The organism is Leuconostoc lactis (assembly GCF_007954625.1).
GTDB classification, from domain to species: Bacteria; Bacillota; Bacilli; order Lactobacillales; family Lactobacillaceae; genus Leuconostoc; species Leuconostoc lactis_A.
In genome coordinates this window covers 1,384,058-1,400,435 of record NZ_CP042420.1, presented here as the reverse complement: position 1 = coordinate 1,400,435, position 16,378 = coordinate 1,384,058, and the positions used below count along the sequence as shown (strand labels likewise).

Sequence of the window (16,378 nt, the reverse complement as noted above, 5' to 3'; positions counted from 1 at the left end):
AGAGTATTGGTTATATTTTGTCGCTGTTAATCCTATTGTATATGATTTAATTTACGATTTCACTCGCTACACTAATAATTTTTAACGGTTCTGAGTAAATATATAGCGTGGACGAACTCCTAGAAGTACGTCTGGGTGCTGGGTACTCCTTTTGTAACTTACGCATCACATCAGCAGGATTATTACCAGCCATATACTCATTTTGTGAATACCAACCAACTGCTTTAAACATTGTCATGCCCCCTTTCCTCGTTTGTCATCTTCGTTGTATTTTTTAGTCGGCTTTTCAAAATTGATATTTAACTGCTTGCTTGCTCGTGTAATCGCATTCTTAGTAGTTGCCATAACCAGTTTTTCTTGTTCAGCCGACAATTCCGCTGTATTGATTGCTTCAATGATTTCATGCCAGTGGCCTGTTTTCTTTAATACGGCTAGACTAGGCACAACCGATTGTAAAACCCATTTTTCAATACGCTCAACACTTTGCTTTTTTGGTTCTCTAACAAACTTCATTTTTTTACCTAAAGCAGTTAGTAACGACCACGCAGGCATTGGCTCAACTGTTGCTTCAATTTCATCACGCACTGTATCTGATTTCAATTGGTGGTCTTCAATTTTGCCATTAGTAAACCAAAGGTAGCTGTACAAAATATCAAAAGTTATATCCACCAATTTTTTATCATTGTTAAGCCACTCATCAAGGACATACTCTGCTTTGACCTGATGCAATTCTAATTCGACACGAGTTTTAACATCAGTGTCATAGCCTTTATTGGCTTGTTCTTTATGTTTGTCATAAGCACGGATAACAAATGGTGACTTACCAAAGTCAACCGTCCAGCCGTCATCAACGTTGCCATGAACTGCGTACGACTTTGATTTACTCCAAAACCGTTTTTCTTGTACGGCTTTAACCAATTCGTTCATATCCAATAAGCCCCATTTGTCGTTAATTGCAATATCTAATCGTGTTAGATGTCCCCGATATAATCGTGCCTTTGCAAAAAAGTCATGCCAATTCATACTCTGCTCTAACAAAGCTTTTTCAAACAGCCGTGTGCCTTTACCAGTTAAATAAAGCGTTGTCCCAAATTTTTGATCCATAGCCTGTGTTTCTGGGTTTTTCACTGGCGCAAAGTCTTGTATGTAAATATTTTTTTCGCCAGCAAATGCCATTTCACGAGTATAGAAGTTTTGAGACGTAGGACGTTCTAGAAACAAGTTGTCCTGCAATCTCAACACATCATCAATTACTTGCTTTGAAGTTAAATCTGGGAACGTTAATGAAACCCAATCAAATTGCACTTCGATACTTTCAGCAAAATTTGGGTAGGCTACTAACAATTTATCAACAAACTTATCTGATATTTTTTGTTCTCCATTTTCAAGACGAGTAACTGTTTTTCTACTAATATCCAGTGCAGTAGCTAATTCTTGTTGTGTTATCCCAAGCAGTTGTCGCATCAATATTAAATTATCATATGTTAGTTCTGGTGCATTTAAATCTTGTGTCATAATATTTTTCCCTTTCAATAGTTGGTATCGACCGACATTTTTTAAATCAACCAATTTTTCTAATTCAGTTGAAGCCGTTTTTTGCATCTGCGCATCAGGCTGTTTAAGTTTTGCCTTAAAGCCAGATAACTCACTACCAGTAATTTCATCAATCGCAATTTCACTACCGATATTAGGTAAATGTCCTAGCTCAATAGCCGATACGGTTACGTTATAAGTCTCAATAATTTCATCATTCAATTTCATACCAACCATGATAAGTATTTCCAACGATAACCGTAAGCTATGTTGTGTTGTTCCTAGAAATATAGGTGTATAAGCTGTTGGTTCATTGTTAATCATTATCATGTCGGCTTTCCTTTCTTAAAATGTCCCATTTGGTACTTTCAAAGGGACATTTTTGTTTTTTGTTCTAAATGGCTTCATAACGGCGTTTGTTCCCCATATTGGGTTGACGCTTTCAGCGTTTTTACCGGTTTAACCCCCCTGTTAGTAACTGGGGGTTAAAGCTTTTTTGGTGACTTTATTTTTGGCGCATGTGCCAGTCGCTTACAAATGCTTTGCATTTGCTTAACAGCGACCACGCACCCAGCCCCAACGCTACGCTAGGGCTGGGCGTGGCACTGTCTCTTCCTTTGGTCGAGCCACGCCTAAAATAAAGTCACTATGTACATAAAGCCCCGGTCTCTCACAGGACATTTGCTGTAAAAGACTAGAGCTTTAACAATAGTTACTTACTTGATATGTGACAATTGATCCAAGAGACACTCAATATCCTTTGTACGATTGACACCGTGTGTCTGCAATGACTTAGCCGTACCAAGCAAAAAACCTAAGTTCTTACGTAGTTCTGCAAAATAAGGTGGCAGCATTGGACTAACAGCACGTAGCTGTTCTTCATCTGCCATTGCTTTTTTAAGTTCATCACTTAGTTGAGCAAGGTGTTCAAGTCCACCTATCTTTTCAATTGCCTTCAAATCCTCAATTGATTGAGCGGACAAAGATTGAATTTTTTTAACTTCTAAAGCCATAATTTTTTACCTACTTTTTCTTTTTAAACTACAAATATTTAATTAACAGCAAAGCCAAACACAGATGCTAAGTGTTGGACTTCTAGCGTGGTATTTCATCATTTCTAACTCCTATTTTCAACTAGACCAATCAAGGTTTACATAAGCTATGCTATACAAAGTAACGGTATATCAACGTTTATAGAGACTAAAAAATGCTTGTGAAATCTCAAAATTCACAAACATCAAATAACGCTATTTTTACATTTCACAAACTAGTCATTTCAGCAAATTTCACAAATAGCATCAATTTAGACCAATTTTCTAAACTCTTTGATATACGCATCGAACTGTTCTTGCGAACTCTCAATATGCTTCATCAAATCAACAATATCCTGTGTAAAATTAAAAAGATCAACATCTCTTATTTCTTCAATAAGCCGTAACGCTTTTTCATTTTCAACTGCGCCACTTTCAACATCAATATTCTTAACGATATTTCTAATGTTAGCCATTTCGTTGGCATCAATCGAACGTAACTTATCCAACATCAACGACATGTTTCTTGAACCATTCACTAGACTTAACCTAGTTCGCTCAATTGCCATAATATCATCTGCCATTATTTGCCCTGTCTTTCTCTTATTGCGATATTTTCACGCATATATTCATGTAAATTAAAATCTTTTGGTACTTCTGGTGAAAAGAATGACCTGACTTGACTGTCCCCAATCTTAATAAAGCCCCAACCTTTCAAACTAGATGACAAAGGGCGCAACTGCTTTTCATTATCAGGGAATACCATTTTTTCAATTTCTGGTGTTGGCACACCCATGTTAATACGCATATTCAATTGGTTACGTATTGCCATAGGTAACGTGCCTGCATCAGGTCTTTGCATACCAATTAAAATATAAAAACCTAGTTCACGTCCCAACATAGCAATCTCTCTAAGATTTGACATTGCTGTCTCATAACTAGCTTTAGTTGGGTCATCATAAGCCAATCTATCATTCATTTCATAATAAGCACCAAATTCATCAAACACTAAAAAATAAGGTGTGAACCCAAAATCTTTATAAGTCCCAACCTTACCCGATGCTTTAATTGCTTCAATTTTTTCAGCACGAGCCATCATTTTAGTATAAAAATCTATCACAGCTTGATTGATTTCAGATGCCAAACTAAAAACATTATTTTTTAATTCAGGTACATGTTTTAAACCTGCTAAATCAGACCGTTTTGGGTCAATGATATAAACAAATTTAGTAACCTGTAGTAACTGCCCAATAATTGCAAACATAGTATAAGATTTACCAGTACCAACGTTACCTGATATTAAAGCATTGTAGAAAGTATCATACTTCCAATCAATACCCTTTGAAATTTGCAATAACCCTTTTTTAGGTTTCAATTCTTCTAACTTTCTTCTAAACTTAATCGGGTCAAAAGCAAAGGTGCTAATCATTTTATTTTTACTAAATTCAGTTGTTTGTCTATCAGCGAGTAATGCTGTTTCAACAACATTATCAAACTCATTTTTAGAAAAACTTTCCATGTATTTCTGGCCGTCTACTGGCTCTTGTAAAATCAACTGACCTGTTTTGTGTAGTACCTTTAATTTCAATTTTGGAAAATAAGCTATAAATGTCCCATTGTCATCACTAGCAGTATCGAAGAACCCTTTGGAAACAACCAACAAGCTCATCATCTGGCGCAATTCAACTGTTTTCAGGTATTTTGAAACAAAGTCCGAATGTTCTGGGGCATAGTTCTTATAAAACCAAAACACGCCCCAGCCAACCAAACCAGTCAGCAAAACACTTAACACAATAGGTGACAAATACCACCAACTATATTGTCCTTGCGTCAACGATTGAAAAATAGCTAAGTACCAAAAACCAAAACAAATCGTTATTAAAAACCAAATAAAAAGCAAAGTCCTTTTAAATAAAGTCTTCGCTAAATACTGATCACTATATCTAATTGTTATCAACATTGTAAATTTCTCCCATAACCTTCACTCTAGTTACTTAGCAATGGAATTTGATTCAATATTTTAAAAAGTAAAGGTGTATTTCAATTTCTTCGAATTGTCAAAATCAATGACATATATTCTATCTTCTATTTCTTTTTTAATTTCTTTACTACCTTCACAATAAGATAGAAATTTTTCCTTCAATGAATTCTTTTTAAAATCGTAAATGAGCAATTCACTTCCTTCGGCAAGTCGGTGAATTACTTGTCTCCACCACCATTCATCAGATTCGCCAACAGATTGTCCAAAAATTACAAAGAGATCTGATTTTTCTAGAATTGGTTGCATCTTCTCGTCCAATCTGGCCCAATACGCCTTGTCCAGTTTTTGCAACAATTCATTGTTAAAATTATTTTTTTCTTTTATATAAGCTGGGATGTCATTTGTCGTTCCAAATAATATGGACTCAGGAATAGAAAGCCTTCCATGTGGGTGATAAATGTTCATAGATGAACGAATATAAAAAGTTGTATTTTGGTCATACTTTGATTTTAAATTAGGAAAGCTCTGTGGATTTGGAGCAAAGTGAAAATTATTAGTTGACACATTGTAAGGGTGATAGTCAAATAACCAATAAAAATAATTATCAACTAACGAAGAATAATTAAAATTAAAAATATGAAAATTCATTTCTATGTGATGCGTAGTTTTCGAGGGAAATGCTATATTTTTGTACTGGTTAGCTGTTAAGTCACCCAATAGTCTTTTCAATGTTCCTTTACCGCTCAACTGTGTGACTTGCTTTAATATGTCCGGTGTTATGACATGGTTCAAAAAATCGGCAAACATATATTGAATTTCTTTCCAATCCTCTAAAAAAACTTCATACTGCTTTTTCTTATTTTGAAAATTACTGATCCTTTCTAATGCTTCGATTTTTTGTTTTACAAGTTCACTAAGTAATAACTCATAATCCATCCAATTATCGTCAGTTTCAAGTGCTTTTTTTCATTGATTGCCATATAGATCGAATTATTTTTATTGACAAGAAAATAAGTTAAATAATCATAAAACTCTTTATAAGTAGTAGTATATTTTAGTTTCAAGCTCTCTAGTATTGCAATGTCAAAGCCATTGCCAATTAATAAAGATACATTTAGTTGTTTTTCTTCCATATCGTATTAGAACCTCTAACAGCGATTATACTCTAAATACTTGAGTTTATCTCCTGATGAAGAGAGATTTACTAAATCAAAAATATTCTGAAAAATATTTAGAGTAATAGGTGAAATACTGGATCGTTTTTACACTATTAGTGGGAAACTATCTCAGCACAAAAATAAAGTTAACTATTAGATATATTGCTCTAATCTTTGCATATCATCATTAATAACATTGTCATACATTTGATGCGTAAACTCACTCCTAAAGCGTTCTAACTTTTCAGGACTGCCCTTAATTTCATTCAAATTCAGACTGTGTTGGTCGGGATAAGCGCTATCACTAGCATAATCTTGCCAAGCAATTTTCCCATAAACATTGATAATTGCTTGTGCTAACAACAACACATTTTTTCGTGTCATGCGATATTTTTTAAAAACACTAGACATCAATTGACCTCCGACTATTCAAGTAATCTCTTAATTCAGCGTAGGTATCGTTATATTCCAAATAAACGCTAAACACGCCCATACTGTCATAATAATGACCTGACTTAACAACCTGTCTCACTCTACCAGCAAAATCTTCCAATGAAGCATCATGAAAAATCAAAAGATCTCGTAATTCTTTATCAACACCAGATGCCACTAATTCTAAATACTTATTATGAAAATACTGATAAGCCCTTTCTGCTCTTTTTAAAACTTCTGGTGTCACATCTTGTCCTTCTTCATAACCTAACGACATAGGCTGTAAATCTGCCATTGTAAAATCAATTTTCGTCATATTCTTTACCCCTATTCTTAACATCAAAGCGCACCACATTTCGTTTTTTTTCCAAAATAACTATGATTGTAAAATCACTTGCTTCAATCTTCAATGTAAGCAATTTTTTATCAAAAACAGTCACTGTGTTGCCAGCAATCACACCAGTTTTGTCTCGAATATTTTTTGACAAATCACTAGTTTCTGGCATCGTAAACGCCAAATCTTTCGTCTTATAAATTGTCTTCCCCAAATCATCTAACGCCTCAAAATCTCGATTATGCCTAACATAGAAAAAAGCAAAACTAAAACCAAAGATTAAAAACAAAATAAAGTTTGCCATACTGTCCTACTTTCTAAGCATACTTTTCTTCTAACTTGGCACTCTCATTTGAGTTAACTGTCTTTAACGCTGCCGTCCATTCATCAAAGAGTGAATGAATAACCACTTTACCAACTCGCCCATAAATATCTCTAAACAAACATTGTCCCTTTTTCAGGTTAGCTAACATTTCAATATTTGCTTTGGTTACTGGCAAATTAAACTGTTTCAAAATATTTTCACGATCATCAGAACTATCAAAGGCAAATAATTGCCCATACTGTCCGATACTTTCTTCATCATCACTATCTTTGACACGTTGTGTGGCGTAAAAAACAGCATTATTCTCAGAACGTCCTAATCGCTTGATGCTATCAAAGACATTTTTTCCAGCCTGTGAAGTTGTAAATATCCATGCTTCATCAATCATTTCCAAACTAAACTCATCTGGGTTGGATCGACCAAACTTTTCTAAATACTTACCTAATGCCAACATCAAAGCCATTGAATACTTTTGTGTTTCAGTATAAGTACGGCTATCTTGCTTGGCACTAGGTAATTGCAAACCAGTAACTTCTAAGATTGTCCGTTGGTCATTAAACTGCAAGCTGTCTGTTGAACCGTCACTAAAGGCTAGACGCAACATTGTCTTTGGGACAATACTTTGGTAGAAATCAGATAAATCTTTTTCTGCTTGCGAACCTTTAGCTAATTCATCAAAGACTGTTAAAGTGCCAACCTGTTCGCCTTGAATACGCATCGCACAAACTTTACTAATGGAACGATTAAGCGCAGTCTCTAATTGAATATCTTGTGAGATTGGTCTGATTTGAACTAACATTTCTTTAACCAACGTCAAGACATCAGGTATATCATCTTCGGTACTCTGCTCATTCAAAGTTAAAATTGGGTCAAGCACACCTAAGTTCTTTCTATCATTGGCATTTAAAGTGACAAAATGAAACGACTCAATCAACTTACGGAAGTAAGGGTTTTTTTCAGTTTCCAATGCTCGCATAAACCACCTATGAATTTCTTGCTTAGGATCAATATATAAAATCTTGACATTAAACATTGCCATGTGAAGCAACAAGAGTTTAAACAAAAATGACTTTCCTTGTCCGGTATCACCTGATAATGCAAGGTGGGGACTATCTGTTTTAGCGCCCCTGATGCCTTTGTTGGTAATCACTAAATTAAGTAGTAATAATAGTCTGGAAGATGCCACGGCTTGTTGGATAGTCTCAAACTTATCTAAGCTCAAAACACGCCCAACATAGAAACCTGTGTGTGACCCTAAGGCTTGACTAGTGCCAAACATCAACTCGGCTAAGGCTGGTACAGTCGTATATTGTCGCCATTGTTTGAAGACCCCTAAATTAACCGCTGGCAATGTTTGATACAACAATTGTTCTTGATTGAAGCTTGGTTGATACAACTCAATATCACGCTCAAAAGTCTTTAAACGTGTTTTAAGTTTATTAACTTGGGAATAATGTCAATACTTTGGAGTGGTTTTTAGATAGCCCCGCGAGGGGCCGGAGCTACCCCGAAAGTTTAATCAAAAAGAATAAACGAGGTCCAGGCAATCATCGCCCGGACCTCGTTTGTTTTCTATAATTTATTTTCGGATTCAATCATGTAAGAATCATAGTTGTCAATTTTCCACTGTAAATAATCACGGGCATCAACAATTTCTTTTACCTTTTCGTTAAGCGTATTAATTGCTTCGCCTAGAATGTCTTTACGGGCTGGAATGGTAGTCGGGTCGTCTTCGAACACGGCGCTGATGTCAAGATTATGGACAGGCTTTTTTGGCACCGAGAGGTACCGCACTCCGAAAATTTTTCAAAACCCGGATTTCAGCTTAAAACGGCGTGATTTCTGGGTGTTTTTGTAGGTGGAACAGGGCCGAGCCCTACCAGTGAGAGAAAACAGGTGGTATAGATTGTGAACCAGCCGGATTTCACAAGTTGTATCGTGCAACAAATAAGCCTTCACAAGGCGAATTTTTGAAATTCACAAGTGACGGCTTATAAACGGCGTCGTACCGGCTAGTGCCGATAACCGGCATTATGTTAAGCAGCAAGTGGTATAGCTGCCGGACGGGTCTTTGTAGATATTCTGGTGGTGTTCCACCAGTAGTCATAGCGGTGCGCTCCTGCAATAATCGCATTGATTGACCAACTTAAGCGACGTGGGTTGAAGAATTCTGATTTGAAAAATGAGTGATAGTTTTCGATGATTGTGTTGTGCTCGGGATGCCCCGGTGAGCTGAATGAGTGCATGAGGCCATAAAATGAGACGGTATCTTCGTATTCCTCACTGATGAAGTGGGAACCGTTATCTGAGTGCAAAATGATTGATGTTTCGGCGTTGAGAATCGATTTAGGAATTTGACGCATAGCTGTTTGAAGTGCTCGTTTAGTTAAATCAGATGTCATATCATAGCCAACGACGGCACCAATGACATCACCGGTAAACCAGTCTAGAACGCTGGCTTTATAGAGTTTCTGCTTATCTGGCATCACCAGGTAAGTTACATCAGTTGTGAGAACTTGGTATGGTCGTTCAATGATAATGTCTTTAACCAGATTGTCGCGTTCAACAACTGGACGGCCGCGATTTCCTTTATAAGACTGAGTGATAACAGACTTATATTCAATCTTCTGCATCAAGCGATGAACACGGTGTTCACCGGTATGTATGTCATATTGATCGGCCAATTCCTGCACCATACGCTTAATTCCGTAGGAATTATTGAACTCGTGCGCGTCAACGATTTCTTGAATTTTCTCGATTATCAGAGCGTCTTGTAAATCGTGTTCTGTGGGCGATTTTGGAGCTTTGTGCGAATAAAAAGTGCTTGAGGGCACATTCATGACCGCAAGCAACTTGGTTTGAGAATATTTCGCATTTTCAGACATATCGACGACGGCGCGCTCCGCTAAACTCATCGTCGGTTGGATTTTTTTATCTGTTCACGTGAGTATTTGTCCATTAAAGTGACTGCTTCACGCAAAATTTGGTTATCTTGTTCGAGTTCGGCAATTCTCGCTTCAAGTTCAGAGACTGTTTTCTTGGTAATTTTTTCGCCATTGTCACTCACCGCAGGTGAATACTCACGGACCCAGCGCCGAACGGCGCTTATTGAGATTTTATTTTCACGTGAAATTTGGCTTAATGTTTGTTTTTCATCCCAATGTAGGGCAGCGATAGCTGCCTTCTGTTCAGGGGAATAATAATTTCGTGTAGTCATAATAAAAAGACGCTCCTGCTGGTTTCATTTTACAGGAAATGGTTCTAAAAACCACTCCATGAAACTAGCATAAGCACCCTTTCTTTTTTAGCTCTTTGACGTTCTCATCACGCACAACCAAAATAACAGACCACTGCAAAAAACCGTTTTTATCATCAAGAACATTAACTAAGTTTTTGGCTAACTTGTAATTTAACTCACTACGCTTAGAACTATCTTCATCAGTGTTAAAGGCATCTCGTAATTCATCACGATACTTCCCTTTTGATGACTTGGTTTGTTGTTTTAAGCCACGCCAACCGTCTCTTTGTGGAAAGTTAATTTTGATATGCACTTCGACTGGAAATTTATATGATTGTATCTCTGGTAACACAGATAAAAATTGCATCTTGTCCGGCATATTCAAAACTAGATGCGTAAAGTAATCTTCTTTTTCATCTGTAATTCGTTTAATAAAGCCTGTTTTGGATAAATCAAAGACTGTATCACGCATTGCCATAAGTGATTTTTCTTTTTCGTGATGATAAGGTAGACCAAGCAAAGCAACTAATCTATCTTTGTCCATTTTCTCGGCATCAATTGACTTCAAAATGCTTAATACATCTTCATTCATGGTATTAAAACGTTCAAAGAAACTATCATCAAATTTGACCTGATACCTAAATGTCTCGGCAATTCGCTTCATGACTAAATCAGTGACAAAACTAACTTTGTCTTTTAAATCATCGCCAACGTTGATATTTTTAAGCTTAACCCCGATGTAAAATTCATCAATAATGGCTGGGTTGAACTCACTCTCCAATAAATTGACTTCTTCTTGACCGATATAATACTCGGCAACTTCTCGCAAATCATCAGCCCAATCATCACTCGTTCCTTGGATACGTCCAGCCAAGTCCATATCTTTAGGAATGAGTTTTAAATCGACATCATCATATTTTTGTAAACGTTCTAGTATGGAAGAACACGGCCCAAATTGTCAGAACCAAAACTACCCCAATACCTAATAAAATTATTCCTTTTTTCATTGTTTCTCCCTGTACTCATCCTATGGTGAATATTGTTCATTGCTCATAGTGCGTACCGCCAACATCGCTTGTTCATAATAAATGCTCCTGTCAATTAAAGTTATATTCTAGTTGAATCCAGTCATAGCGTCAAACATTCTGTTTAAAGAAGCTACTTTGGCTTTGGCGCCCCTGGCCAAACAGCTACTTCACCAGTACCACTTTCGTTATTGATATAGTTGGCGACATTATTAGCTTGATAGGCCTTTACCAACTTTTTGATCGCATCACTATTTTTCTTGTCTTTCGTGGTAGCAATAATGTTAATGCCACCTTGCGTTCGCTTATCAACGGGTTGAACATAGATAGCTGACTTGATTGAACGGCCTGAACCGACAACAAAGCTTGGATCAATTGAGGCAAGGTCAACTTCAGGCAATGTCCTAATTAACTGATCCGTCGCAAGCTCTTTAAATTGCAGATTCTTCTTGTTTTCAATAATGTCTTTAACTGTGGGGTCTTTGACATTTGGCGACAATTTAATTAAGCCAGCTGATTGTAAAACCAGCAAGGAACGCCCTTGCGTCACCTTACTATTTGAAATCGCAACGATACCATTTTGAGGAATAGCATTAATCGACTTGTGCTTATCTGAATAGAGTCGGCCAGCAACTAAAATCGTTTCTCCGACAGGTACAATATCTGTTTTATGTGATTTGTTCCAATCGTTTAAAAAGATGTAATGTTGAAAAGCATTAGCATCGATATCCCCAGCTGCTAAGGCAGCGTTGGGTTGCGTATAATCACTAAATGTTTTGATTTTAAGCGTGAGTCCCTCTTTTTTAGCGTTATTTTTAATGATTTCCCATTGCTTATCTGTTCGTTTATCACCCGCCATAATACCGACTGTTAAGGTTTCTGGTGATTGAACCGTTGACTTTGGGACAAAACTTGCATATCCGAGACCACTGAGCACGATGATAGTCGCTGCGCTGATCAACCATTTACTTCTTTTTTTCATGTTCTAATAAACTCCTCGTTTTAACATTTGATAGATTTGTAAGACGACCATTAATAACGGCTTATCAAGTATGTAAAAGACACATTCGGGTCTGTACCAAACCACAACCCAATAACGTACTGAGTGCACGATTAATATCGAAAAATCTGATTGGAGTTATTTTTTGCATATATGAACGCCTCTCGTGAATTGAATTACCAAAATTTTGGTTAAAAAAAGTCCTGTAATCTAAAAAAAATTAGATTACAGGACGACGAATCGTGTTACCACCTGATTTTATGTGTCAATCAAAAACACACCTCATGCCGGCCATACAGGGATTGAAACAGTATGAACGGTTGCGCGGTATCGGGCGCACCCGCGTATCACTAATGCAATGCCGATGCACTCATAATACGATTAACTCCGAGACCATTATTCGGACATTCACGTTGTTTACTTCCACCAAATGTAAACTCTCTTGCTAACGCTACATGCTTACTCATCTCTTCTTCGTTGATTAAAAATTTACACGATTAAAATGAATCTGTCAACCGTTTTATCATTTAACGCTCATTTAATATTAAAAATAAATTGTTAATGCTTCCCAACTTGCAAGAACGTTGATCGTGATGTGTATCATGATTGGATATTGTAGTCTTTTGGTTGCGCAATAAACCAATGATAGGATAAGCCCTATGCCTGTGTAATAAATAAACGGCAATGTTGCATAGCCGTATGTATGAATACTGCCAAATAACAAGGAGGCGATCAATAGCGTTAAGCCGCATATTAGCTTAGAACCTTTTCTTTCTATCAGTAAACCACGGAATAAGAGCTCCTCTAAGAAGGGGCCAATTAATATTACATGAAATAATTGAACGTAAATAGCGATGGTAGATTCGTTGGTAGCCGCAGTATTCAAGACAGCTTGATTGCTCGTGATAAGTACTAATGGCAACATATATTTTATGAAAAGTGAATATAAAATATAACCAATACCAGTTATAGCTAGTGCCTTTATTTTGGGTATTTCAAAAATACTATCTCGTTGTGAATATTGTTGTATTAAAAAATACAAAAAGATAATATCTATCCCGCTATAAACCACCCACCCCATCGCACCGTGAAATAAGCTCAAATGAAACACAGGAAAAATAATAATCCGCTCAATTAAAGGTACCACATGGTAGATTAAGATATAAAAGATGATACCAACAACAAAAATATGATTTTTATAAAATGAACGGATTTGCAAGTTATTTCTCCCCCCTACGATAAATAAACTAGTAAATCAATTTTATATAAAATAATGATAAAAATCAAATTATTATCTAATTTAAAAAATCAGCCTATTGTCGATATGGTTGTTAAATTAAAAACCTGACTAAACTGGTGTGTTTAGTCAGGTTTTGTCTTATCAATGATTAGTTGCGTTTTACATTAACCCAACCATTTGCGCAAACACTGGGACAAGAACATCCACAATCAAGCCAATGACTACCATTGAAATAGAAGCCATTGCGCCTTCTGTTTCACCAATTTCGATTGCTTTAGCTGACCCAATCGCATGTCCGGCCGTCCCAAAAGATAAGCCAAGACCAATGGGGTCTTGATCCAGCTTGAACCAACGAATGAGTTTGTCCGCTAACGCGTAGATGACCACAGCATTGACGATCACTGCCATCGCCGTGATTGACGAGGCAAAGGCGCCTGCCTCACCACCACCAGCAATGACGGCAGAAATTGGCAAGGCAATGGCCGTGGTAGCTGCTTGTGGCAACATCGCAATGGTGGCAATTTGTGATAGCCCAAAGAGTTTCGATACGCCAAAAATTAGCATCAACGCAATCGTCAAACCAATGACTAAGGTCGAGAAAATTCTCAACCAGTATTGTTTGACCATATCGCGCTTTTTATACAGTGGGATAGCAAATGCCATAGTTGCTGGACTCAAGAACCAGAACACAATGTCGCCACCAGCCTTATATTGCTGATAAAAATGACTCATTGGTTGCTTAAATATCCCAGCAAAACTCACAAGCACTAAGATACCCAAAATCATGCCAACAAACAGCGGTTGGAAGATGAAAATGGGATACTTTTTAAATAATTGCTGCCCAATCCAGTAAACAAAAATTGTTAAGAAGATGCCCCAGAATGGCGTATTAAGAATATTAATCATTGTAGGCGCCTCGTACGATTTTAGTGCGCTTTACGCTGAATTTACTTTCAATTTTAGCGATAATTTTAGATGTATAGGCTACTGACAACAATAAAATAATAGTGGCTAAGATGACGACGACGATGATTTTGAGACCTTCCTCTCGGAATAGATGCAAAGAATTAGCTAACGAAATACCTGACGGTACAAATAGTAACCCAATCATTCCCAAAAGGTTTTGTGATAATCGCTCGACTTGTTCTAATCGGACAATCCCACTTGTTAAACAAAAAAATAATAAGATTAGGCCAATCAAAGTCGTTGGTACCGGAAATTGCGGTAATATAACACTCATCCCCAATGATATCAAATAAGATACCAACAGAATCGCACTAAAAATGAGAAACTGGGTTAATATTGGCGCAGCTGGTTTTTCGTGATGATTTTTCATGATTCTCTCCTCTTTCTCTCCATGAAAGCGCTTACACTACAAAAACTATTCTACGCCTTTCTCCAATAATTACAACACTTAAACCGTAATATAACAAATATCATTTTTAAATAAAATCGGCACACACGTCACGCCAATCTATTAGTGTTAACCCGGTTATAACGTATCAATAGATAACCGCAATTATCCAAAAAGAGGTATTCATGACAATAGTTTATTTCCGAATAGATCGGCGTAGCGGCTTTGCTCGACGCTGGGCTTCACCCGATCAGCAAATCATCTTACATGGTGGCTTCCCAGTGGCATTTGAAATTTATCAAAAACAGCGTAGCCGTACCTATATTATCCAACACACCTTAGCCCTCATGATTGCACGCTACGGTCGCCCTGTACAGTTGATCGCTGTTCAGGCACCCAAAAGAATATACAGGCCGAGACCAATATAGACAATTGGCACAATTTTTGAACTGTATTGCTTTAAAGTCTTGTTAATAGCAGGCAGTGAGGATAATCTCTGGCCGATAAAACACCAGACCAGCGTCATCACAGCAAAGATAATCACAGTGAGAATATTCTCAAATTTGGTAAACGTGGTCAACATTGGGATATAAATCCCAAGATTATCAGCACCATTTGATACGGTAATCAGTAAGACCGTGAAAAGCGATAGTGCGCTGTTTACTACCCTTGGTGTGTTTTGATTCAGATTTTTTTGATGCCATATCTCGATGATACCTAATACGACTGGGATACAACCAAGCCAATTAAGATGTGCCATTTGAAAGTTATCAAATAGCCAAACAACCAGTTGACTGACACCTAATAAGGATAAGATACCAAATAATTGACCAAAGTATATAGAACGGACATCTTTGATCACTTGTGTCTGGGCAAATAACAGGGTTAAAACAAAGATATCGTCTAAATTACTACTGATGTATGCTAGAAAAATTGTGACAAGCGTGCCAGTCATCCGTTTAATCCCTTTCCTGTTAAATAAAAAGCCTATATATCACGATATATAGGCTTTTTATTATCTTTGCTAATTTTCAAGAGCAAAGTCGCAGCATTGTCTCATTGTAACATGCTTTGTTATTAAATCTTGATATTATCTCCAAACCATTCTTGCAAAATTTGATACTTGGTATTAAATTCAAACGCAAATGGATACATCTTGCCTGTGTCTTTACGCACTAAGTCACCACGTGCAATAAAGGCATTCCCATCTGTTTCCCACGTTATTTCTAAGTTAACGATTTGGTCTTTTTCGAACAACTTGCTAAAGCTAGTCCCCTGTTCATCACTTTCTAAGCTTTTCGCCACGGCATCATTGATGTTACGACTCCCAAGATCCTGCCCATCAACATACGTACTACCTGCGTAGTTGTCAGGATCAGCCAGATACGTGCCAAAGCCTGCATCGGTAAACAGCTCACCGTTAATCCGTTTAACCACTTTATTTGTGTTGATTTGTGGTGCTGGACTAGTGTGTGGTTGCGACTGTGATTGTCGGATAAATAACAACAGGATAATCCCCAACCACGCCACGATTCCTACCAAAGAACCAAACATCAATTTTTGTTTATTTGTCATCTTTCCCCCCCTCTTCTCACCGACAAACAACAAGGCATTGCCAGTGCTATTCATTTTTGGCACCACTCACAACGCATAAAAACATTTAGCTGCAATCAATGTTTCTATGCGTTGCTCCCCCGGGTGCTTTTAACAGATATTATTCTATCAAAA

Annotated in this window: 19 protein-coding genes and 2 pseudogenes; all 21 read right to left on the bottom strand. The window is 37.1% G+C overall.

Translation table 11 applies throughout. The features are described 5' to 3' along the window. Positions 1–46: 46 nt before the first annotated feature. The gene (locus FGL80_RS06940) at positions 47–232 is read right to left on the bottom strand and encodes a hypothetical protein (RefSeq protein WP_147001890.1); all 186 of its coding nucleotides are present in this window, start codon (positions 230–232) and stop codon (positions 47–49) included. 2 nt (positions 233–234) lie between these two features. Further along, the gene (locus FGL80_RS06935; protein ID WP_147001889.1) at positions 235–1,863 is read right to left on the bottom strand and encodes a replication initiation factor domain-containing protein; all 1,629 of its coding nucleotides are present in this window, start codon (positions 1,861–1,863) and stop codon (positions 235–237) included. A 386-nt stretch (positions 1,864–2,249) separates the two neighbouring features. Then, entirely contained in the window at positions 2,250–2,546 is a 297-nt protein-coding gene (locus FGL80_RS06930) for a hypothetical protein (protein WP_147001888.1), read from the bottom strand. 290 nt (positions 2,547–2,836) lie between these two features. Next, the gene (locus FGL80_RS06925; protein WP_147001887.1) at positions 2,837–3,148 is read right to left on the bottom strand and encodes a hypothetical protein; all 312 of its coding nucleotides are present in this window, start codon (positions 3,146–3,148) and stop codon (positions 2,837–2,839) included. After that, positions 3,148–4,524 (bottom strand): ATP-binding protein, encoded by a 1,377-nt coding sequence (locus tag FGL80_RS06920; RefSeq protein WP_147001886.1) that lies wholly within the window; start codon positions 4,522–4,524, stop codon positions 3,148–3,150. The genes FGL80_RS06925 and FGL80_RS06920 overlap by 1 nt, the downstream gene beginning before the upstream one ends. A gap of 60 nt (positions 4,525–4,584) precedes the next feature. Next, a complete protein-coding gene (locus tag FGL80_RS06915; RefSeq protein ID WP_147001885.1) occupies positions 4,585–5,481 on the bottom strand; it encodes an AbiH family protein in 897 nt (298 codons plus the stop codon). After that, positions 5,448–5,678 (bottom strand): hypothetical protein, encoded by a 231-nt coding sequence (locus FGL80_RS09060; RefSeq protein ID WP_186737145.1) that lies wholly within the window; start codon positions 5,676–5,678, stop codon positions 5,448–5,450. Before FGL80_RS09060 ends, FGL80_RS06915 begins: the two co-directional genes overlap by 34 nt. Positions 5,679–5,855: 177 nt before the next feature. After that, positions 5,856–6,113 (bottom strand): hypothetical protein, encoded by a 258-nt coding sequence (locus FGL80_RS06910; protein ID WP_147001884.1) that lies wholly within the window; start codon positions 6,111–6,113, stop codon positions 5,856–5,858. Continuing rightward, complete coding sequence (locus FGL80_RS06905) at positions 6,106–6,450, bottom strand: hypothetical protein (RefSeq protein WP_147001883.1); 345 nt, start codon at positions 6,448–6,450, stop codon at positions 6,106–6,108. Before FGL80_RS06905 ends, FGL80_RS06910 begins: the two co-directional genes overlap by 8 nt. After that, the gene (locus FGL80_RS06900; protein ID WP_147001882.1) at positions 6,437–6,772 is read right to left on the bottom strand and encodes a hypothetical protein; all 336 of its coding nucleotides are present in this window, start codon (positions 6,770–6,772) and stop codon (positions 6,437–6,439) included. Before FGL80_RS06900 ends, FGL80_RS06905 begins: the two co-directional genes overlap by 14 nt. A 13-nt stretch (positions 6,773–6,785) precedes the next feature. Beyond that, positions 6,786–8,240 (bottom strand): annotated as a pseudogene (locus FGL80_RS06895) (ATP-binding protein); the annotation flags it as partial. A gap of 125 nt (positions 8,241–8,365) precedes the next feature. After that, a complete protein-coding gene (locus FGL80_RS06890) occupies positions 8,366–8,572 on the bottom strand; it encodes a MerR family transcriptional regulator (RefSeq protein WP_055307686.1) in 207 nt (68 codons plus the stop codon). A 257-nt stretch (positions 8,573–8,829) separates the two neighbouring features. Continuing rightward, positions 8,830–9,708: an IS3 family transposase gene (locus FGL80_RS06885; RefSeq protein ID WP_055307687.1), complete on the bottom strand. Its 879-nt coding sequence runs from the start codon at positions 9,706–9,708 to the stop codon at positions 8,830–8,832. Then, positions 9,705–10,010 (bottom strand): transposase, encoded by a 306-nt coding sequence (locus tag FGL80_RS06880; RefSeq protein WP_048699725.1) that lies wholly within the window; start codon positions 10,008–10,010, stop codon positions 9,705–9,707. The genes FGL80_RS06885 and FGL80_RS06880 overlap by 4 nt, the downstream gene beginning before the upstream one ends. Before the next feature lie 79 nt (positions 10,011–10,089). Then, a pseudogene (locus tag FGL80_RS06875) lies at positions 10,090–10,968 on the bottom strand (ATP-binding protein); the annotation flags it as partial. Between the two features lie 221 nt (positions 10,969–11,189). Continuing rightward, on the bottom strand, positions 11,190–12,038 hold the full coding sequence (locus FGL80_RS06870; protein WP_055307881.1) for a MetQ/NlpA family ABC transporter substrate-binding protein: 849 nt from the start codon (positions 12,036–12,038) through the stop codon (positions 11,190–11,192). A 562-nt stretch (positions 12,039–12,600) separates the two neighbouring features. Beyond that, a complete protein-coding gene (locus FGL80_RS06865; RefSeq protein WP_055307882.1) occupies positions 12,601–13,275 on the bottom strand; it encodes a CPBP family intramembrane glutamic endopeptidase in 675 nt (224 codons plus the stop codon). A gap of 180 nt (positions 13,276–13,455) precedes the next feature. Further along, complete coding sequence (locus FGL80_RS06860; protein ID WP_055307883.1) at positions 13,456–14,202, bottom strand: LrgB family protein; 747 nt, start codon at positions 14,200–14,202, stop codon at positions 13,456–13,458. After that, entirely contained in the window at positions 14,195–14,632 is a 438-nt protein-coding gene (locus FGL80_RS06855; protein WP_055307884.1) for a CidA/LrgA family protein, read from the bottom strand. Before FGL80_RS06855 ends, FGL80_RS06860 begins: the two co-directional genes overlap by 8 nt. A 406-nt stretch (positions 14,633–15,038) precedes the next feature. After that, a complete protein-coding gene (locus FGL80_RS06850) occupies positions 15,039–15,605 on the bottom strand; it encodes a cadmium resistance transporter (protein ID WP_055307885.1) in 567 nt (188 codons plus the stop codon). A gap of 122 nt (positions 15,606–15,727) precedes the next feature. Beyond that, a complete protein-coding gene (locus tag FGL80_RS06845) occupies positions 15,728–16,225 on the bottom strand; it encodes a hypothetical protein (RefSeq protein WP_055307886.1) in 498 nt (165 codons plus the stop codon). Positions 16,226–16,378: the final 153 nt, after the last annotated feature.